At 55.5% G+C, this 21,578-nt stretch carries 25 protein-coding genes; 10 read left to right on the top strand and 15 right to left on the bottom strand.

Features of this window, described 5'->3' with window-relative positions; all coding sequences use genetic code 11:
• The first annotated feature begins 40 nt into the window (after positions 1-40).
• From zapE to rlmB, 8 genes are all read left to right on the top strand, one after another.
• Positions 41-1,153, top strand: coding sequence for a cell division protein ZapE (gene zapE / locus JYB84_RS15255; protein WP_207320871.1), 1,113 nt, complete (start codon positions 41-43; stop codon positions 1,151-1,153).
• A 209-nt stretch (positions 1,154-1,362) separates the two neighbouring features.
• Positions 1,363-1,791: a 50S ribosomal protein L13 gene (rplM, locus tag JYB84_RS15250; RefSeq protein ID WP_207320870.1), complete on the top strand. Its 429-nt coding sequence runs from the start codon at positions 1,363-1,365 to the stop codon at positions 1,789-1,791.
• A 14-nt stretch (positions 1,792-1,805) separates the two neighbouring features.
• The gene (gene rpsI, locus JYB84_RS15245) at positions 1,806-2,198 is read left to right on the top strand and encodes a 30S ribosomal protein S9 (protein WP_207320869.1); all 393 of its coding nucleotides are present in this window, start codon (positions 1,806-1,808) and stop codon (positions 2,196-2,198) included.
• A 257-nt stretch (positions 2,199-2,455) separates the two neighbouring features.
• The gene (locus JYB84_RS15240) at positions 2,456-2,644 is read left to right on the top strand and encodes a DUF2065 domain-containing protein (RefSeq protein ID WP_207320868.1); all 189 of its coding nucleotides are present in this window, start codon (positions 2,456-2,458) and stop codon (positions 2,642-2,644) included.
• 66 nt (positions 2,645-2,710) lie between these two features.
• A complete protein-coding gene (locus JYB84_RS15235; RefSeq protein ID WP_207320867.1) occupies positions 2,711-4,006 on the top strand; it encodes an adenylosuccinate synthase in 1,296 nt (431 codons plus the stop codon).
• 107 nt (positions 4,007-4,113) lie between these two features.
• A complete protein-coding gene (locus JYB84_RS15230) occupies positions 4,114-4,737 on the top strand; it encodes a tetratricopeptide repeat protein (RefSeq protein ID WP_207320866.1) in 624 nt (207 codons plus the stop codon).
• 39 nt (positions 4,738-4,776) lie between these two features.
• Positions 4,777-7,161, top strand: coding sequence for a ribonuclease R (rnr, locus tag JYB84_RS15225; RefSeq protein WP_207320865.1), 2,385 nt, complete (start codon positions 4,777-4,779; stop codon positions 7,159-7,161).
• Entirely contained in the window at positions 7,162-7,902 is a 741-nt protein-coding gene (rlmB, locus tag JYB84_RS15220; protein WP_207320864.1) for a 23S rRNA (guanosine(2251)-2'-O)-methyltransferase RlmB, read from the top strand.
• 291 nt (positions 7,903-8,193) lie between these two features.
• Here the strand turns inward: rlmB and JYB84_RS15215 are convergent, their stop codons facing one another.
• From JYB84_RS15215 to JYB84_RS15205, 3 genes are read right to left on the bottom strand one after another with little or no spacing between them, the layout of a single operon-like run.
• Positions 8,194-8,925, bottom strand: coding sequence for a TIGR04219 family outer membrane beta-barrel protein (locus JYB84_RS15215; RefSeq protein WP_207320863.1), 732 nt, complete (start codon positions 8,923-8,925; stop codon positions 8,194-8,196).
• Between the two features lie 2 nt (positions 8,926-8,927).
• Positions 8,928-9,899 carry a DUF2333 family protein gene (locus JYB84_RS15210; RefSeq protein ID WP_207320862.1) on the bottom strand — a complete coding sequence of 324 codons (972 nt, stop codon included), beginning with the start codon at positions 9,897-9,899 and terminating at the stop codon, positions 8,928-8,930.
• A gap of 12 nt (positions 9,900-9,911) precedes the next feature.
• Positions 9,912-10,385: a copper chaperone PCu(A)C gene (locus JYB84_RS15205; RefSeq protein WP_207320861.1), complete on the bottom strand. Its 474-nt coding sequence runs from the start codon at positions 10,383-10,385 to the stop codon at positions 9,912-9,914.
• A gap of 32 nt (positions 10,386-10,417) precedes the next feature.
• Between JYB84_RS15205 and JYB84_RS15200 the strand changes: the two genes are divergently transcribed.
• On the top strand, positions 10,418-11,161 hold the full coding sequence (locus JYB84_RS15200) for an enoyl-CoA hydratase (RefSeq protein WP_207320860.1): 744 nt from the start codon (positions 10,418-10,420) through the stop codon (positions 11,159-11,161).
• A 74-nt stretch (positions 11,162-11,235) separates the two neighbouring features.
• Here the strand turns inward: JYB84_RS15200 and JYB84_RS15195 are convergent, their stop codons facing one another.
• The 11 genes from JYB84_RS15195 to JYB84_RS15145 all read right to left on the bottom strand — a co-directional run bounded on the left by JYB84_RS15195 (position 11,236) and on the right by JYB84_RS15145 (position 19,345).
• Positions 11,236-11,427, bottom strand: coding sequence for a PspC domain-containing protein (locus JYB84_RS15195; protein WP_207320859.1), 192 nt, complete (start codon positions 11,425-11,427; stop codon positions 11,236-11,238).
• A gap of 147 nt (positions 11,428-11,574) precedes the next feature.
• Positions 11,575-11,868, bottom strand: a complete 294-nt coding sequence (locus JYB84_RS15190; RefSeq protein WP_207320858.1) for a hypothetical protein — start codon at positions 11,866-11,868, stop codon at positions 11,575-11,577.
• 196 nt (positions 11,869-12,064) lie between these two features.
• Positions 12,065-13,090: a tRNA dihydrouridine(20/20a) synthase DusA gene (gene dusA, locus JYB84_RS15185; RefSeq protein WP_207320857.1), complete on the bottom strand. Its 1,026-nt coding sequence runs from the start codon at positions 13,088-13,090 to the stop codon at positions 12,065-12,067.
• A gap of 273 nt (positions 13,091-13,363) precedes the next feature.
• A complete protein-coding gene (locus tag JYB84_RS15180) occupies positions 13,364-13,933 on the bottom strand; it encodes a DUF3833 domain-containing protein (RefSeq protein WP_207320856.1) in 570 nt (189 codons plus the stop codon).
• Positions 13,930-14,436: a chalcone isomerase family protein gene (locus tag JYB84_RS15175; protein ID WP_207320855.1), complete on the bottom strand. Its 507-nt coding sequence runs from the start codon at positions 14,434-14,436 to the stop codon at positions 13,930-13,932. Before JYB84_RS15175 ends, JYB84_RS15180 begins: the two co-directional genes overlap by 4 nt.
• Entirely contained in the window at positions 14,433-14,963 is a 531-nt protein-coding gene (locus JYB84_RS15170; protein ID WP_207320854.1) for a DUF2878 domain-containing protein, read from the bottom strand. Before JYB84_RS15170 ends, JYB84_RS15175 begins: the two co-directional genes overlap by 4 nt.
• Positions 14,960-16,207, bottom strand: a complete 1,248-nt coding sequence (locus tag JYB84_RS15165) for an SAM-dependent methyltransferase (RefSeq protein ID WP_207320853.1) — start codon at positions 16,205-16,207, stop codon at positions 14,960-14,962. The genes JYB84_RS15170 and JYB84_RS15165 overlap by 4 nt, the downstream gene beginning before the upstream one ends.
• A complete protein-coding gene (locus tag JYB84_RS15160) occupies positions 16,208-16,942 on the bottom strand; it encodes a DUF1365 domain-containing protein (protein ID WP_207320852.1) in 735 nt (244 codons plus the stop codon).
• A complete protein-coding gene (locus JYB84_RS15155; RefSeq protein ID WP_207320851.1) occupies positions 16,939-18,183 on the bottom strand; it encodes an NAD(P)/FAD-dependent oxidoreductase in 1,245 nt (414 codons plus the stop codon). Before JYB84_RS15155 ends, JYB84_RS15160 begins: the two co-directional genes overlap by 4 nt.
• Positions 18,180-18,911, bottom strand: coding sequence for an SDR family NAD(P)-dependent oxidoreductase (locus JYB84_RS15150; RefSeq protein WP_207323257.1), 732 nt, complete (start codon positions 18,909-18,911; stop codon positions 18,180-18,182). Before JYB84_RS15150 ends, JYB84_RS15155 begins: the two co-directional genes overlap by 4 nt.
• Entirely contained in the window at positions 18,911-19,345 is a 435-nt protein-coding gene (locus JYB84_RS15145) for a nuclear transport factor 2 family protein (protein ID WP_207320850.1), read from the bottom strand. Before JYB84_RS15145 ends, JYB84_RS15150 begins: the two co-directional genes overlap by 1 nt.
• A gap of 668 nt (positions 19,346-20,013) precedes the next feature.
• Between JYB84_RS15145 and JYB84_RS15140 the strand changes: the two genes are divergently transcribed.
• Positions 20,014-20,478 (top strand): chemotaxis protein CheX, encoded by a 465-nt coding sequence (locus JYB84_RS15140; protein ID WP_207320849.1) that lies wholly within the window; start codon positions 20,014-20,016, stop codon positions 20,476-20,478.
• Positions 20,479-20,483: 5 nt separating this feature from the next.
• Here JYB84_RS15140 and alr read toward each other — a convergent pair whose 3' ends face one another.
• Positions 20,484-21,560 (bottom strand): alanine racemase, encoded by a 1,077-nt coding sequence (alr, locus tag JYB84_RS15135; RefSeq protein WP_207320848.1) that lies wholly within the window; start codon positions 21,558-21,560, stop codon positions 20,484-20,486.
• Positions 21,561-21,578 lie beyond the last annotated feature (18 nt).

Below are 21,578 nucleotides of genomic sequence, written 5' to 3'. Positions count from 1 at the left end.
TGCTGCGATTTTCATATAAGGCTAGAAGAGAAGAATTCAAGTGTCGCATCTGAGTCCCTGGCAGCATTACCAACAGGATTTGACCCGCGAAGGTTTTTCCCACGACCTCGCCCAGGAGCAGGCGGTCAAAGCCCTGCAACGGGTCTACGAGGCTTTGCTTGAGGCTCAGGCCCCCAAGGGCTTGCTCAGCCGCCTCGGCAGCCGCATTGGCTTTGGCAAGAGCGATGAATTTGTTCTGGGCTTGTACCTGTGGGGTGGGGTGGGCCGTGGCAAGACCTACCTGATGGATACCTTCTATGAGGCACTGCCCGGTCAGCGCAAGCTCAGGGCGCATTTTCACCGTTTCATGCATCAGGTGCATCTGGATCTGGACCGGCTCAAGGGCACCCGGGATCCGCTGTTGGTCATTGCCAAACAAATGGCCGAACGTTATCAGGTCATTTGCTTTGATGAATTTTTTGTCTCTGATATCACGGATGCCATGCTGCTCGGCACCCTGTTTGAGGCCCTGTTCAAGGAAGGAGTTGTGCTGGTAGCCACCTCCAATATTATTCCCGATGACCTTTACCGTAACGGGTTGCAGCGGGCGCGCTTTTTGCCGGCCATTGCCCTCATCAACAAGCATTGTCAGGTATTGAACGTGGACTCGGGCATTGACTATCGTCTGCGTACCCTGGAGCAGGCGGAGATTTACCATTACCCGCTCGATCCCCAGGCAGATACCAACCTGTTGAGCTATTTTGCCCAGTTGGCGCCAGAGTCTGAAATCAGTCGGGACAGCATCGAAATTGAAGGACGGGATATAGTGATTCGCCAGCAGGCCCAGGGGGTGTTACTGGCGGACTTCCGCGCCCTGTGTGACGGCCCCCGCAGCCAGCGTGACTATATGGAGTTGGCTCGCCTGTATCATACCGTGCTGCTAAGTGGTCTGGAGCAGATGGGGGCGCAGCAGACCGGCGATGACATTGCCCGCCGTTTCCTGGCCCTGGTGGATGAGTTCTATGAGCGCCATGTGAAGCTGATTATTTCGGCCGCGGTACCCCTGGAGCAGATTTATACCGACGGTCAGTTAAGCTTCGAGTTCCGCCGTTGCCGCTCTCGCTTGATTGAAATGCAATCCCACGATTACCTGGCACTGGAACACTTGCCCTGATAGTCGCGGATTTTTATTTTCAATGTGAAAAAGCAGGTGATTTTTAACCAGGTCTTGGCTATAATCCGCCACCTGCCCACGTTACTCCGCCAATTGGGCGGATTTTAATAGCCAATTTCTCTGCTCGAAGGGGCACGGGAAAGGCAATTTTGTGTTATCTGACAACAGGTAACATGTGAGACAGAATTTAACTTTGGGTTTTTGTAATAATGAAGACTTTTACTGCTAAGCCAGAAACTGTAACTCGTGACTGGTACGTTGTTGACGCCGAAGGCAAGACCCTCGGTCGTATCGCTACTGAAATTGCTCGTCGCCTGCGTGGTAAGCACAAGGCTGAGTACACTCCTCACGTTGATACCGGTGATTACATCATCGTTGTTAATGCCGAGAAAGTGACTGTGACCGGCAACAAAGCAGCTGGCAAAATGTACTACTCGCACTCAGGCTTCCCTGGTGGCATCAAGCAAATCAGCTTCGAGAAGCTGCAAGCTCACAAGCCAGAAATGATCATCGAGAAAGCAGTTAAGGGTATGTTGCCAAAAGGCCCTCTGGGTCGTGAAATGTTCCGCAAGCTGAAAGTTTATGCTGGCGCTGAACACAACCACGCTGCACAACAACCTCAAGTTCTTGATATCTAAACGGGATTAAGCAAATGGCTGCAACACAGTACTACGGCACTGGCCGTCGCAAAACTTCTACCGCTCGCGTATTCGCTAAAGTAGGCAGTGGTAACATCATCGTTAACCAACGTCCTCTGGATGTTTACTTCGGTCGTGAAACCGCTCGTATGGTTGTTCGTCAACCTCTCGAACTGGTTGAAATGACTGAGAAGCTGGACATCTATGTAACCGTTAAAGGCGGTGGTATCACTGGTCAAGCCGGTGCTATCCGTCACGGTATCACCCGTGCTCTGATGCAACTGGATGAGGCTCTGCGTCCTACTCTGCGTGCTGCTGGTTTCGTTACCCGTGACGCTCGTGAAGTTGAGCGTAAGAAAGTGGGTCTGCGTAAAGCACGTCGTAAGCCACAGTTCTCCAAGCGTTAATATCGCGACGAGAGGTTTGTGCATCAAAAAACCCGGCCTGTGCCGGGTTTTTTATTGCCCTTAAATTGTCTGAAAGCGGTGAAAGTCTGGGTTTACTGGTTAGCTTTTCTCTGGATGAAGGATGTCTCATCCTGGGGGCTGTTACGAGGCAGAACATCTTGAACGACTTTAAAGTGCCTTTGAAATAAAGACTTGCGATTGACTTGCCAGTTTTTGGTTGTCGGGGCACACTGAAAACTCAGAAAAAGGAGGGAAAGATGTCGCTGCAACTCATGATGCTGTCTCTGGCGCTGGTATTGATTTTAGAAGGTTTGGGTCCATTATTATTCCCAAATCGTTGGAAGCAATATTTGAACGAAATTTCCAATCAAAATCAGTATGTTTTGCGTCGAATTGGTGGTGGTTTGGTCACTGCAGGCCTGGTTTTGCTGATTATTTTTTCATAAATATCTTGCTTGTCCCCCCTGTTGGTCTGTTAAAATTCCACTTTAACCGCAACCTTGCAGCAAACAATGGGCAAAAACGTAGTTGTTCTCGGCACTCAATGGGGTGACGAGGGAAAAGGTAAGATTGTCGACCTTCTGACAGAACAGGCAAAATACGTAGTTCGTTACCAAGGTGGCCATAACGCTGGTCATACTCTGGTTATCGACGGTGAGAAAACCATTCTTCATCTGATCCCTTCAGGCATATTGCGTGATAATGTGAAATGCATTATCGGCAACGGTGTGGTTTTGGCCCCCGACGCCCTGATGAAAGAGATCAACATGCTCAAAGAGCGTGGCGTTCCCGTTGAAGAACGTCTGCTGATCTCCGAGGCCTGTCCTCTGATCCTGCCATTCCACTGTGCACTGGATATCGCCCGTGAAAAGGCCCGTGGCAACAAGGCCATTGGTACTACCGGTCGTGGTATCGGTCCAGCCTATGAAGACAAGATTTCCCGTCGCGGTTTGCGCGTGGGTGATCTGTTCAATGCCGAGCTGTTCGCCGAAAAGCTGAAGGAAGTGATGAAGTATCACAACTTCATGCTGACCGAATACTATGGTGTTGAGGCTGTTGACTACCAGAAGACCCTTGAGGATGCGCTGGCCATGGCCGACTACCTCAAGAGCATGTGCGTCGATGTGACCGACCTGCTGGACACCGCCCGTAAGAATGGTGAAAACATTCTGTTCGAAGGCGCCCAGGGTACTCTGCTGGACATAGACCACGGTACTTATCCGTTCGTGACCTCGTCCAACACCACAGCCGGTGGCGTGGCCACAGGCAGCGGTTTCGGTCCACGTCATCTGGACTATGTACTGGGTATCATGAAGGCCTATGCCACCCGTGTGGGTGCAGGTCCATTCCCGACTGAACTCCTGTGTGAAATCGGTGATCACCTGGGCACCAAGGGCCATGAATTCGGTGCGACCACAGGTCGTAAGCGTCGTCCCGGTTGGTTGGACGCCGTGGCCATGCGCCGCGCCATTCAGATCAACAGTCTGAGCGGCATCTGCATGACCAAGCTGGACGTGCTGGACGGTCTGAAAGAAGTGAAGATTTGTGTGGGTTATCAGTTGCCTGATGGCACTGTGACCAAGGTAACGCCGCTGGCGGCAGAAGGTTATGAGCAGGTTACTCCTGTTTATGAGACCATGCCTGGCTGGAGCGAAAACACCTTTGGTGCCACCTCCATGGATCAGCTGCCACAGGCGGCCATCAACTACATCAAGCGTATCGAAGAGATCCTCGAAACTCCAATCGACATCATCTCTACCGGTCCTGATCGGAACGAAACCTTTATCCGGGTGAGTCCGTTCAACTGATGTTGTGATAAGGCCGCGTAAAGCGGCCTTTTTATTGGCATCTTCCAACTCAAGAATTGAGTTATACTGCCGATGTATTGGTCATTGCTTCTTTGTTGGAAACCGATATGTTGCGTTCAGTCTCTGCATTGATTTTCAGTCTGTCAGTTGCCGGCCTGGCCCACGCCGAAACCAAGGCTGTGGATGTCTATACCCAGGAACAGTTGCTGGACATGATCCGCGGTGGTTATTACCTTACCAAGGTGAAGAACGACGAATGCCAGCTGGTTCAGGATATTGAAGCCAGGGCCGAAGTGCTTAAGCAGCCCCTTTACCAGTTTCTGTGGGGGGAAATGTTTATTCACGGTGTGTGCCTTAAGGCCGACCCCGCCCGCGGCGTTTCCATGTTGAAGGAAGCGGCGGAACAGGGAAGTGCCGAGGCCATGCTGAAAATTGCCCGCTATTATGAAGAGGGCAAATACGTGTTCAAGGACAAGAACCGCGCCGTCATGTACGTATTGCCGGCGGCGGCCAACGGTGATCTCCTGGCTCGTATGGCGCTGGTGCGCCTCTATAACGAAGGCTACGGTAGCCCCCGTGACTATGAACTTGCCTATCACTGGCTCTATAACGAAGTGTTCGGTGATGAAAAAATGAAGCAGGACGCCTGGAAACTGCTGCAAAAACTTGAATCCAAAATGCCCGCCAGTTCCGTGGCCAGAGCCCGGGGTGAGCATATGTGGAGTTATTGAACGCCCTCGGGAATGAGGGCAGAAAACAATGGAATTTGAATGATTAAAGACCCTCATTTTGAGCGTGAACAAGATAAGTACGACAACCCGATCCCCAGCCGGGAATATATCCTCGATTACCTGAGATCCCAGACCTCGCCCCTGACACGCGATCATATCGCTGACGCCCTCAATATTCATGATGAAGAAAGGCTTGAAGCCCTGCGTCGGCGTCTGCGTGCCATGGAGCGTGATGGCGAGCTGGTGTTCACCCGTGGCCAGAGCTATGGCCTGCCCGAGCGTATGGATCTGATGTGTGGCACTGTACTGGGTCACAGAGATGGTTACGGCTTTTTCCGCCCAGACGAGGGCGGTGATGACCTGTTTATCAACGAACGCGATATGCAACTGTATTTCCACGGCGACAAGGTGCTGGCCCAGAAGGCCGGTGTAGATCGCCGCGGCCGCCGCGACGCCCGCATAGTGCGCCTGGTGACCGAACGCAGCGCCCCTCTGGTGGGGCGCATGGTGGTGGATGCCGGTATGGCCTTTGTGGTGCCCAACGACAAACGCATCACCCAGGAAATCCAGATAGCCAATGAAGATAAGGCCGGTGCCCGCCACGGTGATGTGGTGGTGGTGGAACTGACCCGTCGTCCCGGTCGCTATGTGCGTGCCGGAGGCAAGATCACCGAGGTGCTGGGCAAGGACATGGCACCCGGCATGGAGATTGAAATTGCCCTGCGCAATTACGATCTGCCCCATACCTGGTCGGCATCCATAGAGAAAAAGCTCAAGCGCATTCCCGATGAAGTCACCGAAGAAGACAAGGCCGGCCGTGTTGATCTGCGCCAGTTGCCGCTGGTGACCATAGATGGTGAAGATGCCCGTGACTTTGACGATGCGGTGTATGCCGAGCGCAAGAAGGGCGGCGGTTGGCGCCTGTGGGTGGCCATTGCCGACGTCAGTCACTATGTCCGCACAGGCTCGGCCCTGGATACCGAGGCCCGAGCCCGCGGTAACTCGGTGTACTTCCCGTCCCAGGTGATCCCCATGTTGCCTGAGAAGCTGTCCAACGGCCTGTGCTCCCTCAATCCCGGTGTGGACAGATTGTGCATGGTGGCCGAGATGACGGTATCCGCCAAGGGGGCGCTGTCCGGCTACAAGTTTTTCCCGGCTGTGATGCATTCCCATGCACGCTTTACCTATACCCAGGTGGCGGCCATGCTGGAAGGCGGAGACATCAAGCCCGAGCATCAGACGCTGTTCCCGCACCTTAAGGTGTTGCAGGAGCTGTATCTGGCGCTGGATGAGCAGCGTGCCGGTCGTGGTGCCATTGCCTTCGAAACCCTGGAAACCCAGTTTATTTTCAACGATCAGCGCAAGATTGAACGCATAGTGCCCAGGGCCCGCAACCAGGCGCACAAGATCATTGAAGAGTGCATGATCCTGGCAAACGTGGCCGCGGCCAAGTTTGTCAAAAAACACAAGGGTGAGGTGCTATACCGGGTACACGAATCACCGTCAGAGCAAAAGCTGACCCAGTTCAAGGACTTTCTCGCCGAGCGTGGCCTGAGCATGGGCGGTGGTCTGGAACCGCAACCCAGCGACTATCAAGCGCTGATGGAGCAGGTCACGGGGCGTCCCGATGCCGAGCTTATCCAGGTGATGCTGCTGCGCTCCATGCGTCAGGCCATTTATACCCCGGATAACGAGGGGCACTTCGGCCTGGCGTTGGAGGAATACTCCCACTTTACCTCGCCGATACGCCGTTATCCCGATTTGGTATTGCATAGGGTGATCCGTTACCTGTTGAGCAAGGAGCAGGGCGAGGCCACTGAAAAATGGACCGCAGACGGTGGTTTCCATTACCAACTGGATGAGCTGGATTTACTCGGGGAAGAGTGTTCCAATACCGAGCGCCGCGCCGATGAGGCCACCCGTGATGTGTCTGACTGGCTCAAGTGTGAGTTCATGCAGGATCACGTGGGGGATACCTTCAGTGCCGTGATTGCCTCTGTCACCAGTTTTGGTTTGTTTGTGCGCCTTGATGAGCTGTTTATTGATGGCTTGGTGCACATCTCCAGCCTGGGCAATGACTACTACCAATACGATCCCAATCGCCAGCGTCTGATTGGCGAAAATTCGGGCCAGATCTACCAGATAGGCGATCCGGTCACGGTCAAGGTGGCAGCGGTGAATCTGGACGACAGGCAAATCGACCTGCTGATGGTGGGAGACGATGGCGGTCGACGCAAGGGAGCCAAACGTCCCATGAGCGCCCGTGAGCGGGTAAATCTGGAAGGGGCCAAGCTGGCGAAAGGCGAGCGTGATGCCAAGGGCGGCAAATCGCGCCGCGGCAAGCCTGCAGCCAAATCAGCAGCGGCCAAGAAAGATGCCCCTAAAAAGCCCAAGGCAGCGAAAAGAGTCAAGAGAAAGAAGTAAATGAAAAAACAGGAATTGGTATTTGGTATTCATGCGGTCGAGTCCTTGCTGAAGCATGCCCCCGAACGTGTGCTGGAAATGTGGTTGCTCAGTGGCCGTCAGGACGAGCGCATAGTGCCGCTGCTGGACATAGCCCAGACCTGGGGGGTCAAGCCCCAGGCGGCATCCCGCAAGACTCTGGATGATAAGGCCGAGAGTCCACAGCACCAGGGCATTATTGTGCGGGTCCGGCCTGCAAAGGTGCTGACAGAGAACGATCTTGAGGCGCTGCTCGACAAGACAGAAATGCCATTTTTGCTGATCCTTGATGGCGTAACCGATCCCCATAACCTGGGGGCCTGTCTGCGCAATGCCGATGCCGCAGGTGTCCATGGCGTCATAGTACCCAAGGACAATTCCACCGGGCTGACGCCCACCGTCAGCAAGGTGGCCTGTGGTGCCGCCGAAACTGTGCCGCTGTTCCAGGTCACCAATCTGGCGCGCACCATGAAGCGCTTGCAGGAGCGCGGCGTGTGGATTGCCGGCGCTGCCGGTGAAGCGGACAGCGACCTGTTCAAGGCGGATCTTAAAGGCGCGCTGGCCATTGCCATGGGGGCCGAAGGCAAGGGGCTGAGACGCCTGACCCGTGAGTGTTGCGACAGTCTGATTTCCATTCCCATGGCGGGCAGTGTCTCCAGCCTCAACGTGTCTGTGGCGACCGGCATATGCCTGTTTGAGGTGGTACGCCAACGTTTGGCATAACCGCAAGTCAATAAAAAAGGGATTGCAGTGCAATCCCTTTTTTTGTTTTCAGCCCTAAACCACCTACTTCAGTAGGTGGTTATCATCAATTTAGGCTTTGCCTGTAATGAACATTGAGGCTCAGGCATTGTGACTTATCGAGTTGGGTTGTGTGACCTCTCACACAGCTCCACAAGTGGGCTAAACAACTAAGAAAGTAGGTAAGGTAAACAATAGTCGCTTTTGGCCCCCTTCTAGGGGGCTTAGGCAAAGCCACCTTCTTCAGAAGGTGGATTATTTACTCCCTGCGGCTTAGAACACCAGCTCTACACCGGCAAAGAAGCCCTTGAATTCCATGTTGCTGCTGACATCTGAGAAGTTGTTGACGTCGAAATTGAAGTCACGGTAACCGCCGCGCACCCGGGTATCCAGGGCCACACCATCGAATTCCCACCCCAGACCAACGGCATAGTCATAGACGCTGGTCTCATCTATGCCGGTCAGCACGTCGGCAAAGCCATACAGGCCCAGGCCGGGTACGCCGATGCTGGCACTGGCATAACCCATGATGATACCGCTGTCGATATTCATCTGGCCGGGCAGGCCGTTTTGTTCAACCCGGATGGCGCCGTCCATCAGCTTGTAGGCAGCACCGAGATCCAGTGATACCAGATCGTTGTCCAATAATTCGTAATAGAGCACGAAATCGGTATTGGTCAGATCGCTGTTGGCGCTCAGGGGACCGTTGAAGTCACGGCCGCCGAAGCTGAACTCGCCGTTAAGCTCACCGTCGGCATCGAGGCTGTTCTGACGGATCATCACATTGGGCAGTGCCGGTACCGGATGCTCCATCGCCACCCACAGACTGGTCTGGGCTGAGCTGTCATAGTCAAAGCCCTGGTACTGGCCGCTGCCATCAGCAAAAGTACCGCTGACATCTGTGTACCAGTAGTCGGCTCCCAATTTGAAGCCAATGACGGTGGCGCCCTGTGCCGAAGAAACAGAAGTGGCAAGCAAAGCGGTCGCCAGTATAGCTTTTTTCATAATTAACCCTGTGAAAGCAAGTTGGTTAAATCTATCACCGCGGCATTGGCGCGGGACACGTAGTTGGCCATGACCAGGGAATGGTTGGCCACCAGGCCAAAGCCGCTGCCATTGAGGATCATCGGACTCCACACCGTTTGCTGGGTGGATTCCAGTTCGCGGATGATCTGCCGCAAGCTGACTTCGGCGTTCTTCTTCTTCAACACGTCGGCAAAATCCACTTCCACCGCGCGCATGAAATTAAGCAGTGCCCAGCAGGAACCGCGAGCCTCATAAAAGACGTCATCTATCTGCCACCAACCGGTTTTAATGTGCTGGCTGGCGAGATTGGGCGTGGATTGGCGAGCGGCGGTATCGCCGGCCAGATCCGTATTCAGCCTTTCCTGTCCCACACTGGCCGACAGGCGCTGGGACATGCTGCCCAGGCGCTTCTGCACTTCCTTGAGCCATTCGTTGAGATTGTCGGCCCGGGCGTAGAACTGGGCATTTTGGTTGTGGCTGTCGGCAATCCGGGCGCGGTACAGCTTGAGCAGTTTAATTGCATCACCATACTGGCTTTCGGCACTGGGGATCAGCCAGTTGCTGTGGGCTATGTTGAGCTTGGAGTGGGCTTCGAACAGGTCGTTGTCGGCGGTGGACTGGGACTGGGAGCGGCTGAATTCCTTGCGCATGATCAGTGCCAGATCCCGCGCTTGCTCCAAAGCGCCGAATTCAAAGGCCGGCATGTTGTCCATCAGCACCGACGGCGGGGCCACGTCGTTCGATAACCAACCACCGGGTTTGCTGAGCAAGGTATCCAGGGTATTTATCAGGGCACTGGTAGTGGCGTAACCGGTAATGATTTCGCCGGTTTCCGTGTTCAGTACTTCGGGTTCAAGGACATCGGGTTCACTGCTCCACCAGATGCTGACACCGTACAGTATCAGTATGACTGTGGCAGCCAGGGCCAGGATCTTCTTCCATGTGATTTGCATCTAACATACTCCCTAGTGGTGATGTTCGTGTGGCGCTGCATTGGCCCCTTGTTTGGAGACCGGCAAAGTGATCTCCAGGCTTTGACCATCGGCAAAGGTCAGGGTCAGGGCGATCTTCTGTCCTTCCTGCAGCGGTGCTTTCAATCCCAGCAACATGATGTGGTTGCCGGTTTCACTGAGGCTGACTGTGCCATGCTCGGGTAACTCCAGGCTGTCGAGTCGGCGCATTTTAACCAGCTCATTTTCGGTGATCAGGGTATGCAACTGTGCCTCGTCGGCGGCCGGCGAGGAGACTGACACCAGCTTGGTGGCCGGGCCGTGGTTCATGAGGGTGAAATAGGCGGCACTGTTGGGCACTGAGGGCGGCATGGCGCGTACATAACCGTCCATCACCATGACTTGGGCCTGGGCCGACAGGTCGAAAGCGGCCAGCAGACTGGCTTTAAACAGTTGTTTGAATATCTGTCTCAATGTCATAAACTCCATGTAAAACCATCATGTCTATGAGGACACAACGCATGAGTACCATTCAGGTTCAGGATGATCAGGGAGTGCGGGTTATTCGTTTTAACCGCCCGGATAAGCGCAATGCACTCGATCTTGATATGTACCGGCAGCTCACAGAATACCTTATGCAAGGTGAGAGCGACAACGACATTCGTGCCTTTCTCATCACCGGCGAGGGCCATTGTTTCACCTCGGGTAATGATGTCGCAGATTTTTTAAAAAATAATGACTTAGGTGCCAATCATCCTGCCGTTCGCTTTCTCTATTGCTTGCTGGAACTGAAGAAACCCCTGGTGGCTGCGGTTTCAGGCGCCGCCGTCGGTATCGGCACCACCTTGCTGCTGCACTGCGATCTGGTCTATGCCGACGAAACCGCCCGCTTCCAATTACCCTTCGTTAACCTGGCCCTGGTACCCGAGGCCGGTGCCAGTATGCTGTTGCCTGAGTTGGTGGGTTACCAGAAGGCGGCCGAGCTGTTATTGCTCGGAGAGTCTTTTGGCGCCGACGATGCCCTGTGCATGAGGCTGCTCAACGATGTGGTCCCCATGGACGAATTGCAGGCATTTGCCCTGGCCAAGGCCCACAAACTGGCAGAGCAACCTCCCGAGGCTTTGGGGATCACCCGACAACTGATGCGACCCCATAAGCACAGGGTGCAGCATCAGATGCATCTGGAGCTGGAAGCCTTCTCCGAACGGCTCAAGAGTGATGAGGCCAAAAACCGCTTTGCTGCCTTCCTTGGCAAGAGCCGCTGATCCCCTCCTCCTGCGACAGGCTCTGTGACAAAACCTGTTGCAGGAGGAGCGCTTGTCCGGCGATTTACCAGAGATCAGCGCTCCCACTTGTCCATGACCAGCGCCAGGGCAAAGTAACAGAGCAGCGCCATGGCCGGATTGAGTATCACCAACACGGCTGTGACTATCCGGGTCCAGAAACAGGACCAGCCAAACTTGTGTGCCAGTGAGGCGGCCACGCCACACACCAGGCGGCGGGGATTGTGCATACGGGACTCGATTGACATTCAGCGTCTCCTAATCAACTTTTCAATATCAGAATCTGTGCCAGCGCATCAGGCAGATGAGCCAGGAGCAGAAGGCGAAGGTGACCACCGGCAGCATAAGTACAGCGGCGGTCATCAGCGATAATCCTGCTGTCAGCCACATACCCCTTACTCCTTGGCTTGAGTCAGCTGAGTGTCGGTGCTGTCGGCTTGCTCATCGCTCTGGGGCGCAGCTTCGACCATTTCATACCAGGTGTTGGCGACTTCGGCCTGCAATTGCAACTGCAATTCGGTGGCAAAGGCTTTCAGTGCTTCCTGGGTATTGGCGCTTACGGTTTGTTCAACAGCGCTCAACAGATCTGTGCTGCTCACCTCGGCGGCATTGGCGGCGGTACTTCCCAGTCCCAACATCATCAAGACAGCTATCGGGGCAGAGAACTTGCGTATTTGACGATTCAACATGATGGCATTCCTTTGTAGTTACCAGTGACATACAGGTGATTACAAATGGCGTGCCAACTTTTCGACTCTTGTTAAGCTGATGATAAGTAATGGATTTATTTATTTTTGGCTGATGTGGGACAGGATGAGTAGTTGCCCTTTGGTGAAATTTACCACAAGTGTGGTGATTTTCACCAAAGGGGATACTGAATGTGCTTCAGTCGTTGCCGGCCATGGCTTTGATGGCGGCTTCCACCACTTCAATCCCGGCACCCGGCTTGTGGGCATTCTCGCTAAGATAACGCCTCCAGGCCCGTGAACCTGGAAGTCCTTGGTATAAGCCTATGATATGACGGGTAATATGGTTCAGCCGTCCGCCCTCTGCCAGATGTTTCCCTATATAGGGAAGTAGTTTCCCGATAACCTCATCCCGGGTGATGACGGGAGAGGTGCGGTTACAGAGTTCGGTATCAACCCCGGCGAGTATATAGGGGTTTTGGTAGGCTTCCCGACCCACCATCACGCCATCCAGATGTTGCAGATGTTCCTTGGCCTGTTCCAGGCTGGTGACGCCACCATTGATGCTGATGGACAGCTGCGAAAAATCGCGCTTGAGTTGATACACCCGGTCGTAATCCAGCGGCGGGATTTCACGGTTTTCCTTCGGGCTCAGGCCCTGTAACCAGGCCTTGCGCGCGTGGATGATAAAGGTATCGCAGCCGGCCGCCTCGACTTTGGAAATGAAGTCGGTCAGGAATTCATAGCTGTCCTGCTCGTCAATGCCAATGCGGGTCTTGACCGTCACAGGAATGCTGACCTGTTGCCGCATGGCATCGACACACTCGGCCACCAGTGTGGGTTCGGCCATCAGACAAGCGCCGAAACGACCATTTTGTACCCTGTCTGAAGGGCAACCCACGTTGAGGTTGATTTCATCGTAGCCACGGGCTTCAGCCAGCCTGGCACAGGCGGCGAGATCCTTGGGATCCGAGCCTCCGAGTTGCAGTGCCAGCGGATGCTCCTCTTCGTTATAGGCCAGGTAATCTCCGCGGCCATAAAGGATGGCGCCCGTGGTCACCATCTCGGTATAGAGCAGGGCTTCTTTGGACATCAGTCTGGCAAAATAGCGGTAATGGCGATCTGTCCAGTCCAGCATGGGGGCGACCGAAAAGGTGCGGTTGAGTGCCGCGCTAGCCAAGTCGCCTGATTTTAAAGGGGTTTCACTGAGCTGTTTCAGAGTCATTTAACGCGTTTTCCAGTCTTGATTGATTGCACTACCCCCTGGCTGCCCTAGAGCTTGAGGGACAGGTCAATTCCGAGAGGTCAGGAAGGGCGGTTACCGGATAGATAAACGCAATAGCAGTAGGCTATCGCTGACCGTCAGGGTTCATGGGAGTGGGGCGCCAGTATACAGTGATTTACGCTGCTTTGGCAGACCGGGGCTGTCCATGACGGCAAAGCGCGCAAGCTATGCCGCTTGTCGGCTCAACCAGGCTTCGATGTGGCCTAATAAAGGTTACTGCAAGCCACTGGCGTCATCTGCCGATGGCGTTTCCAGTTTTTCTATATACAGCAGTACCTCACCGACCCGGAAACCCCACTTCTGGATTTCGGCGCGGTTAATCAGTCGCTGCTGATCCAGCAGATACATCCAGTTATCAAAATCGACCTTCACCTGCTCACCGTCCGGCAGCCTGAGGTTAAGGGTATAGCGCCAATTGAGCGCAAACCCCTGGGTGTGGCCCGAAGCTTCACCTACAACGTCATCGGCACGACCTCGCCAACTGCCGTCGGCTGACTGCTCCAGTATCCAGGTGCGCGTTTCACGGCGACCATCGTCAAAGTAGAATTGTTCGAACAGACGGCCTTTACCGTTCTGCCAATCCCCCTGCAAGGTGGCGGTAAAGCGGCTGCCTACGCTACCCGAGCGGTCAAGCACTATGCCGTGGGCCACCAGCGGGCCGTTAAAAAAGTTCGCCAAATCCCAATTTGGGCTAGAGCCCCGATACTCCTCGATGCGATTGCCACAGCCACCGATAACTAATGCCATCAGGCTGGCCCACACGATACAAAACCTGTTGCTCATGGTTTACTCTCTCCTCGCAGTTGCCGGGTCAGGGCCGGGTTGCGGCTGCGTTCATCCAGCCAGATGGCCAGAAAGGCCGGGGCGAAATCAGGGGGCAGCAGCTGACCAAGCGCATGCTCCCCATGCCAAAACTGGCTGTGTCCTTCCTTATCGACATAGAGGGTCAGCCTGTCGCCGGCCTGTATGTCCGGCCAGGTGGCTGCCAGCTGTGAAAGCCACTTTTCCTGCAGGTCTCTTGGTTCCTGCAACAGGCGCTGCCATTCCTCACGGGTTGCTGCCAGCAAATCCTCTCGTTCAATATCACGGGCATAGAGGATGCTCAGCGCCAGGGGCCTGGCATCCTTGTGGTATCGTCCATTGGGGCTGTAGAGCGTGGCGTCATAGAGTTTGAACCAGAGCCAATGCATTTCGCCCTGGCCGACGGGCTGAAGCTCTGCCAGCATGGGGGCCCCAGCGGCAGGCAAGCCCAGCAACAGGCTGGCGGTAAGGATCATGGCTTTCATTTTCTCTCCTTGGCATGGGGTGCGGCATGGGATGCGCTGGCCGGGGGCCTGCTCCGCTGTTTGACTATTGCTACCAGCACGGGCAGCAGAACAGCCCAGATAAGCGCCAGCACAACCGCAGACCAAGGCGCACCAAAGGGCAGTGCCACACCGCCGAACTTGGCTCCGACCAGATAGGCCAGCGGGCCGACAATGGCACCAAGCAGTGCCACCCACAGCGGGGACCATTGCTCAAGCCATCCCATGCCGTGGGGCAGGGTCCAAACAAAGCCGACCCAAAGCCCCAGCAGCCATAGGGGAAATGCATCAAACGCCAGCACTCCCTGGCCCCAGAGCAGCAGGTCTATGCTGAAGCCGCCTGCCGACAGCGGCAGCAGCCACAGGTCCCGCTGCCGTGACGGGGTTAGCCACAGATGCAGTGCCAACATTGGCAGCAGGGGCCAGGGCGAGCGGAGCACCACCGCTAGGGTCCAGTAGATATCGAACCCAAGTAATTGGCCCCAGCGCCATGCAATCTGACGTCTCATGGATATTGCCAGGAGCCGGCCCCGGGTTTGGCCGCTTCAAAGTGCACCAGGCTGATGCTGCGCTCGCGGAAACCACCCTCGCAGTAGGCAAAATAGAAGTGCCAAAGTCGGATGAAATCATCACTGTAGCCCTGGCGTCGCAATTCAGGTGCCATGGCGAGGAAGCGCTGGCTCCAGTCGCGCAGTGTCTGGGCGTAATGCAGTCCGTGATCATGGAGTCGCACCAGGGTCATGTCGGTGTTGCGGGCCAGCAGGTTGGTCATGTGGGACACACTGGGCAGGCAACCTCCGGGGAAAATGTAGCGTTGAATAAAGTCCACGCCTTTCAGGTACTGCTCAAAGCGCTGATCGGCTATGGTGATGGCCTGCAGCAACAGACGGCCTCCGGGTTTGAGCAGATTCGACAGCCGCTGGAAATAATCGGGTAAGAAGGCATGGCCCACGGCCTCAATCATCTCTATGGAGACCAGCTTGTCGAATTGGCCCTCCAGCGCCCGGTAATCTTCCAGCAAGAGGGTGATGCGATCTCCCAGGCCTTCGTGCTCGATCCAGATCCTGGCATAGTCGTGCTGGGCCCGGGATATGGTGGTGGTGGTGACGTGGCAGCCGTAGTGCTTGGCCGCATGTATGGCAAGGCCGCCCCAGCCTGTACCTATCTCAAGCAAATGATCTCCCGGCTGCAGCGCCAGGCGTTGGCAAATCAGATCCAGTTTATGTCGCTGCGCTTCATCCAGAGATGCGCCGCCATGGGGGTAGATTGCCGAAGAGTACTGCATGTTAGGGTCGAGAAAACCCTGGTACATGGCGTTGCCGAGATCATAGTGGGCTGCGATATTGGCCCGCGAGCCTGTGAGTGTGTTGCGGTTGGCCAGATGACGCAGCCGATTGAACGGAAATGTGAGCCAGCCAAGGCGCCTCTCCAGGGTATCCAGCAGGCTCATATTACGGGCCAGCAGGCGCACCAGAGCAACCGGATCCGGGCTCTGCCACAGTCCCTCGACCCAGGTTTCTCCGGCGGCGATACTGCCTCCCAGCAGCAGGCGGCGCCAGAAGCGGCCATCGCTGACACACAGTTCGGCATAAAGCTCGCCGGCAGTGCCGAAACGATGGATTTGGCAATCGCCGTCACTCTCATCAATCAGCGTCAACTGACCGTCCCGCAGACGGGGCAGCAGGCGAAGCACAATATTGCGGGCCATGCGATCAAGCTGGCTCAAGGGGCGGGAAGGGGCTACAAGTTCCATTCAGAGTCTCTCCGGATGAGAATAAAAAGGGGTGCGTTTCAGCCACAGTCTGAGGGCATGCCAGTAGATGCCAAGCAGTACCGTCAGTGTCATGCTTGGCCAGCGTCGCAGCAGCTGCCCCACTCCCGCGTTGTCGAGGGGCCGGGGGGTCAGAACCAGGGTGACATCAAACAGCTTGCTGTCAGCCTGTTGTGGATGGGTTTCGATGTGCACGTTCAGATCGCCACGGCCCGCCTGCGGTGGTCGTACCCGCCAGTGGTAGTCCATGTTCAGGTGCATAAAGGGCGAAACATGGAATGCCTTGCCTTGGGGGCGAGGTGCATCGAGATCGATGAGATAGTGAAAACGCTCGTTCCAGGGGGTATTGGAGACTTCAGCAAGCAACCAGCGAGCATGCTCACCCTCATAGCAGAAGTAGAAATTGACCGGGCTGAAGTAAAGCCCCAGACAGCGGCCATGGCCGACAAACAGGACGCGCCCGTCGCCCTTGCCTCCCAGCTCATGCACCCGTTTCCACACGGCATCCTTGAGAGGCGCCGCCGGGTCGCCGAGGTAGTCCTTGCGATGAAACGCCAGCAGTGCCGGCCGATCAACACCGAATCGCGATCCGCCCTGGTCGAGCAGTGGCAACTCGTCAAGATCCAGGGCGAGCATATAAAGATCATAGGAAAAATGGTGTGCCCGCGGCGCAAAGCGGCGATGGCGCACCTGACCTGTCAGCAGGGCACTGTTCACAGCCGTCCCCCCAGGCGTTCCACCACATCGAGTGCGCTCCGTACGCCGTCCTCATGAAAGCCGTTGTACCAGTATGCACCGCAAAAATGGGTGCGCCCTGTGCCGCAGATTTCGTCACGCCGCCCCTGGGCTGCCAGGGAAGCCTGGTTGAATACCGGATGATCATAGACAAAGCGGCGCAGCACACAGCGCTGGTCCACCGCGTCGCCGGGATTGAGGGTAACGCAGAAGGTGTGGGGTGCTTCGATACCCTGCAGTATGTTCATGTTGTAGGTGACCAGTGGCCGTGATGCGTCGTCCCCCTTGAGGCGATAGTTCCAGCTGGCCCATGCCTTGGGCCGGCGTGGCAACAAGCGGGTGTCGGTGTGCAACCAGACCTCGTTGGCTTGGTAGGTCATGGCGCCGAGCACCTCGCGCTCCGCGTCACTGGCATCATCGAGAAGGGCAAGCGCCTGATCGCTGTGGCAGGCGAAAATCACTTCATCAAAGGCCTCTTCACCGACCTTGCTGCGCACCACGACACCATCGCCGTTGCGGCTGACCCCAAGCACAGGGGTGGCCAGGCGGATCCCACTTTCCCAGCCTTGGGTGAGCGGGGCTATATACTCCCTCGAGCCGCCGGGAATGACATACCACTGGGGTCGATTGGCCACCTCAAGCAAGCCATGATGGGCGAAAAAACGCAGGAAAAAACCGAGCGGAAAGGCGCGCATGTCGGTCAGGGTTGACGACCAGATGGCTGCGCCCATCGGCAGTATATAGTGACGGGCGAAATGTTCAGAGAAGCCTTCCCGGAGCAAAAAGTCTCCCAGGGTCAGTCCAAAGGCGTCGCCCTGGGCCAAGGCCTCTTTCCCCAGACGGTTGAAGCGCAGGATTTCGCGGATGAAGTTCCAGAACCTTGGGCGCAGCAGATTGCGTCGCTGGGCAAACAGGGTATCGAGATTATGGCCGTTGTATTCGAATCCCTCCGGCGTACTCACCGAAAAACTCATCTCGGTTGGTTGCGCCCCCAGGCCTGTGCGCGCCAGCAGGCGCTGAAACCTGGGGTAGGTGCGATCGTTAAAAACAATAAAGCCGGTGTCTATGGCATAAGTGCGCCCGTCGAGGGTCACATCCACTGTGGCTGTGTGGCCCCCAAGAGAGGGCGCCGCTTCAAACAGGGTGACGGCATGGTGGCGGTGTAGCAGATGGCCTGCGGTTAATCCTGAGATTCCGGATCCTATGATGGCGATTTTTTTCATGCGGTCGCGTCCTTGGAACGGGTGATAAAGCGTGACAGTCGCAGCCACAGACCGCTTGGCAAAGCGCCCAGCAGACGCAGCGGCCAAATCAGCCGGCGCGGGAAATGTACCTCGTGTTGGCCGCGCGCAAGACCATGGCGGATCAGGCGAGAGGCTCGCTCCACTGTTTGCAGGGCCGGCATGGGAAAATCGTTACGTGCCGTCAGGGGCGTAGCCACGAACCCTGGCCTGACCAAGGTTACCCCTATGCCTGCTGCTGCAAGATCCAGGCGCAGGGTCGCTGCCAGGTAATCAAGGGCCGCCTTGGAGGCGCCATAGGCTTCGGCCCGTGGCAGTGGCAGCCAGGTTACCGAGGAGCTGACCAGGGCCAAACGGCCTCCGCGCTGCAGTCGGGGCAGGAATGCCGCCAATACATGGGCCGTGGCAATCAGGTTGGTTTCTATAACCCGGGCAAACAGCAGGCTGTCAAACTCGCGGGCATTGTCTATGTACTCGCAGCTCCCGGCATTGAGGATCAGCAAATCCAAGTCTGTAACCTGGTCGGCAGCCTGATGACAGGCTTGAGGGTTACGTCCGTCAAAGCACATCACATTGGCTCCGAGTGCCTGTAGCTGCGCCAGTCGCCCGGCATCGCGCCCGCAGGCCCATACCTGGTGACCTTCCTTTAGGTAATCCATGGCCAGCTGGCGTCCTATGCCTGAGCTGGCGCCAGTAATGAGCACCCGCATCATGCACCAAATCTCCTTTTCAGCGCCCTGACCACGGGACCGAGCAAGGGCAGGTGCTCGTAGAGCAATGCCCCGAGATCAAAGTAATCCCTGTGATGCAATACCATGCCGTGTTCGTCAAAATTGAGCCGGCTTGCGCCGCTGACAGTCACTGATTTGCCGGACGCAAGCCTTGGGTGACTCAGGATCATTGTCCAGCTCAACCAGGCATACTGATCCGCCATGGTGGCTGATTCAATCTCAAAATGAATCGAATCAAGCTCCTTGTAGAGTGCTGAAAAATAGCGCTCAAGTGCCATCCTTCCTTGTATGCGGTGCGCCGGATCTTCAAACAGGATCCCATCGGCATAGACTTCGGCAAGCAAATGAAGCTTGTCCTTGTCCAAGGTCCGGTAGAGCTCTATAACGCGCACCAGGCGCTGATCCTGTTTCATGTTTCACTCCAAGGGTTTCAACATGTCATTGCATGCACTTAAGGTAAAATTAATCTTGTACACAATTATTGATTTTGTACAACTATGTATAGTTATAGCACTTATACAAAAAAATGGAAGTTGTACAAGTTGGGAAAGTGCACTTATCAGTGTCAAATGGTTGTAAGTATTTGTATTTTAATAATATGCAGAATGAAAATACCGTTAGTCTGCTTTGTGAGGCCAAGGGCAGCAGGATGTTGTGAGTAATGGCGGGCGCTGACTTTGGGCAGATGGGCATTTGCTGAGGGGGAATGCTGACGGTAATAAGGGGATGCCTGCCAGGTTGTTAGCCCTCAAAGACAAACCGGCATGGCAGCTCTTTGTAAGCAACAAGGCGCATAGGATTAATCTGTTGCAGCGCCTTATTCACCATTGCCGCAATTAATATAAACCCGGACCTTCATTCCGCTTTGCCAGTTGTGAACATTTGTCACAATCACGGGCACTGCAGTATGGCTTGTCGGGAAAATGACTTATGCTTTAGAGAATTGTGAACCTTTACTTGGAAAAAGTTTTGCTGTTGGTTCACCATAAAAGCAGAGGCTTGGGGTTCTGGGCAGGTTATATCTCAGGATGTGGGGCTCTGGTTTGTACTTCTTTTGATTTGTCTAAGGGTGTCCCGAGATATGAACGTAGAATTCATCAATCCTTTTCTTCAGTCGCTGTTGAATGTCATTTCCACCATGGCATCAATGCAGTTGAATCCGGGTAAACCCAAACTCAAAACCGATAACCTGGCCAAGGGAGATGTCTCGGGGCTGATTGGTATGGTGGGGCCCCAAACCAGGGGTTCGATGTCCATTACCTTTGAGCAGGGACTTATTCTGGAAATCATGCAGAACATGCTGGGAGAAAACCCCGGTACCATCAATGATGAGGTGACAGATCTGGTGGGGGAGATCACCAACATGGTGACCGGCGGCGCCAAGAACCTGTTGGGGGAGAAGGGCTATAACTTTGAAATGGCAACCCCAATGGTGGTGGCGGGCCTGGGCCACAGGATCTCCCACAAGGCCGATGGCAAGAAGATCATCATGCCTTTTACCAGCCCACACGGCACCGCCTACATTGAAATCTGCTTCGAAAACTAACTGCCTCAGGCGAGGCAGACAGCTACCCTCGGGGTTAATTTGGTCACCAGTTCATAGGCGATAGTGCCTATGTGCTGGGCCACTTCTTCCACCGGTAAGTCCCGGCCCCACAGCAAGGCTGAGTCTCCCACTTTGTCCGTGGCATCCAACCCCAAATCCACCGTCAGCATATCCATGGACACCCGGCCCACTATGGGCACCCGGCGACCATTGATAAGTACCGGGGTACCTTCGGGCGCATTGCGCGGATAGCCGTCGCCATAGCCTATGGCCACCACACCCAGCTTGGTGTCCTTGGGGGCTGTCCAGGCAGCGCCATAGCCCACGGGTTCGCCGGCGCTGTGATCACGTACCGCAATCAATTGCGATACCAGCTCCATGGCGGGAATAAGGCCATGGTTGCTGCCAAGATCGCCGCAGACAGGGGATACACCGTACAGAGCAATGCCCGTGCGGATCCAGTCTCCCTGACTTTCGGGCCAGTAAAGAGCACCGGCGGAATTGGCCAGGGTACGCTGTCCGGGCAGATCCCGGGTCAGGTCGTTGAATACCTTGATTTGCCTGGCGGTAAAGTCGTTGTCCGGTTCATCCGAGCAGGCAAAATGGGTCATTAAATGGATTGGCTTGGCCACATTGGGGCAGGCCAGCAATCTTTGATACAGCTCGTGAAACCGCTCCGGCGTAACCCCCAACCTGTGCATGCCCGAATCCAGCTTGAGCCAGACTGTCACCGGGCGGCTGAGGGTGCAGGATTCCAGCATTTGCAGCTGAGACTCGTGATGCACCACGGTTTCAATGTCGTGTTCTATCAGTAATGGCAGGTCTTCCTGGCGGAAAAATCCTTCCAATAGCAACAGTTTGGCTTTCACTTTACCGGCTCTGAGTTCCAGAGCTTCCTCCAGGCGCGCCAGGCCAAAACCGTCGGCATCGGCAACGCACTGGGCCACGTTGAGCAGCCCGTGGCCATAGCCATTGGCCTTGACCACGGCCATGACCCGGCTGTCCGGGGCCAATTGTCTGAGTCTGGCAAGATTGTGTTTCAGGGCGCTACTGCTGATTTCTGCGCGGGGAAAGGGTTTCAATCCATCAACCTTGTGTTG

Source organism: Shewanella cyperi (assembly GCF_017354985.1).
Classification (GTDB): domain Bacteria; phylum Pseudomonadota; class Gammaproteobacteria; order Enterobacterales; family Shewanellaceae; genus Shewanella; species Shewanella cyperi.
This window is presented reverse-complemented; position numbering and strand designations above follow the sequence as displayed.

What these genes read in the sequence shown, in the direction of transcription:
- rplM (WP_207320870.1), top strand. Translation starts at nt 1,363, where the DNA reads ATGAAGACTTTTACTGCTAAGCCAGAAACTGTAACTCGTGACTGGTAC.
- rpsI (WP_207320869.1), top strand. Translation starts at nt 1,806, where the DNA reads ATGGCTGCAACACAGTACTACGGCACTGGCCGTCGCAAAACTTCTACC.
- JYB84_RS15240 (WP_207320868.1), top strand. Translation starts at nt 2,456, where the DNA reads ATGTCGCTGCAACTCATGATGCTGTCTCTGGCGCTGGTATTGATTTTA.
- JYB84_RS15235 (WP_207320867.1), top strand. Translation starts at nt 2,711, where the DNA reads ATGGGCAAAAACGTAGTTGTTCTCGGCACTCAATGGGGTGACGAGGGA.
- JYB84_RS15230 (WP_207320866.1), top strand. Translation starts at nt 4,114, where the DNA reads ATGTTGCGTTCAGTCTCTGCATTGATTTTCAGTCTGTCAGTTGCCGGC.
- rnr (WP_207320865.1), top strand. Translation starts at nt 4,777, where the DNA reads ATGATTAAAGACCCTCATTTTGAGCGTGAACAAGATAAGTACGACAAC.
- rlmB (WP_207320864.1), top strand. Translation starts at nt 7,162, where the DNA reads ATGAAAAAACAGGAATTGGTATTTGGTATTCATGCGGTCGAGTCCTTG.
- JYB84_RS15215 (WP_207320863.1), bottom strand. Translation starts at nt 8,925, where the DNA reads ATGAAAAAAGCTATACTGGCGACCGCTTTGCTTGCCACTTCTGTTTCT.
- JYB84_RS15210 (WP_207320862.1), bottom strand. Translation starts at nt 9,899, where the DNA reads ATGCAAATCACATGGAAGAAGATCCTGGCCCTGGCTGCCACAGTCATA.
- JYB84_RS15205 (WP_207320861.1), bottom strand. Translation starts at nt 10,385, where the DNA reads ATGGAGTTTATGACATTGAGACAGATATTCAAACAACTGTTTAAAGCC.
- JYB84_RS15200 (WP_207320860.1), top strand. Translation starts at nt 10,418, where the DNA reads ATGAGTACCATTCAGGTTCAGGATGATCAGGGAGTGCGGGTTATTCGT.
- JYB84_RS15195 (WP_207320859.1), bottom strand. Translation starts at nt 11,427, where the DNA reads ATGTCAATCGAGTCCCGTATGCACAATCCCCGCCGCCTGGTGTGTGGC.
- JYB84_RS15190 (WP_207320858.1), bottom strand. Translation starts at nt 11,868, where the DNA reads ATGTTGAATCGTCAAATACGCAAGTTCTCTGCCCCGATAGCTGTCTTG.
- dusA (WP_207320857.1), bottom strand. Translation starts at nt 13,090, where the DNA reads ATGACTCTGAAACAGCTCAGTGAAACCCCTTTAAAATCAGGCGACTTG.
- JYB84_RS15180 (WP_207320856.1), bottom strand. Translation starts at nt 13,933, where the DNA reads ATGAGCAACAGGTTTTGTATCGTGTGGGCCAGCCTGATGGCATTAGTT.
- JYB84_RS15175 (WP_207320855.1), bottom strand. Translation starts at nt 14,436, where the DNA reads ATGAAAGCCATGATCCTTACCGCCAGCCTGTTGCTGGGCTTGCCTGCC.
- JYB84_RS15170 (WP_207320854.1), bottom strand. Translation starts at nt 14,963, where the DNA reads ATGAGACGTCAGATTGCATGGCGCTGGGGCCAATTACTTGGGTTCGAT.
- JYB84_RS15165 (WP_207320853.1), bottom strand. Translation starts at nt 16,207, where the DNA reads ATGGAACTTGTAGCCCCTTCCCGCCCCTTGAGCCAGCTTGATCGCATG.
- JYB84_RS15155 (WP_207320851.1), bottom strand. Translation starts at nt 18,183, where the DNA reads ATGAAAAAAATCGCCATCATAGGATCCGGAATCTCAGGATTAACCGCA.
- JYB84_RS15150 (WP_207323257.1), bottom strand. Translation starts at nt 18,911, where the DNA reads ATGCGGGTGCTCATTACTGGCGCCAGCTCAGGCATAGGACGCCAGCTG.
- JYB84_RS15145 (WP_207320850.1), bottom strand. Translation starts at nt 19,345, where the DNA reads ATGAAACAGGATCAGCGCCTGGTGCGCGTTATAGAGCTCTACCGGACC.
- JYB84_RS15140 (WP_207320849.1), top strand. Translation starts at nt 20,014, where the DNA reads ATGAACGTAGAATTCATCAATCCTTTTCTTCAGTCGCTGTTGAATGTC.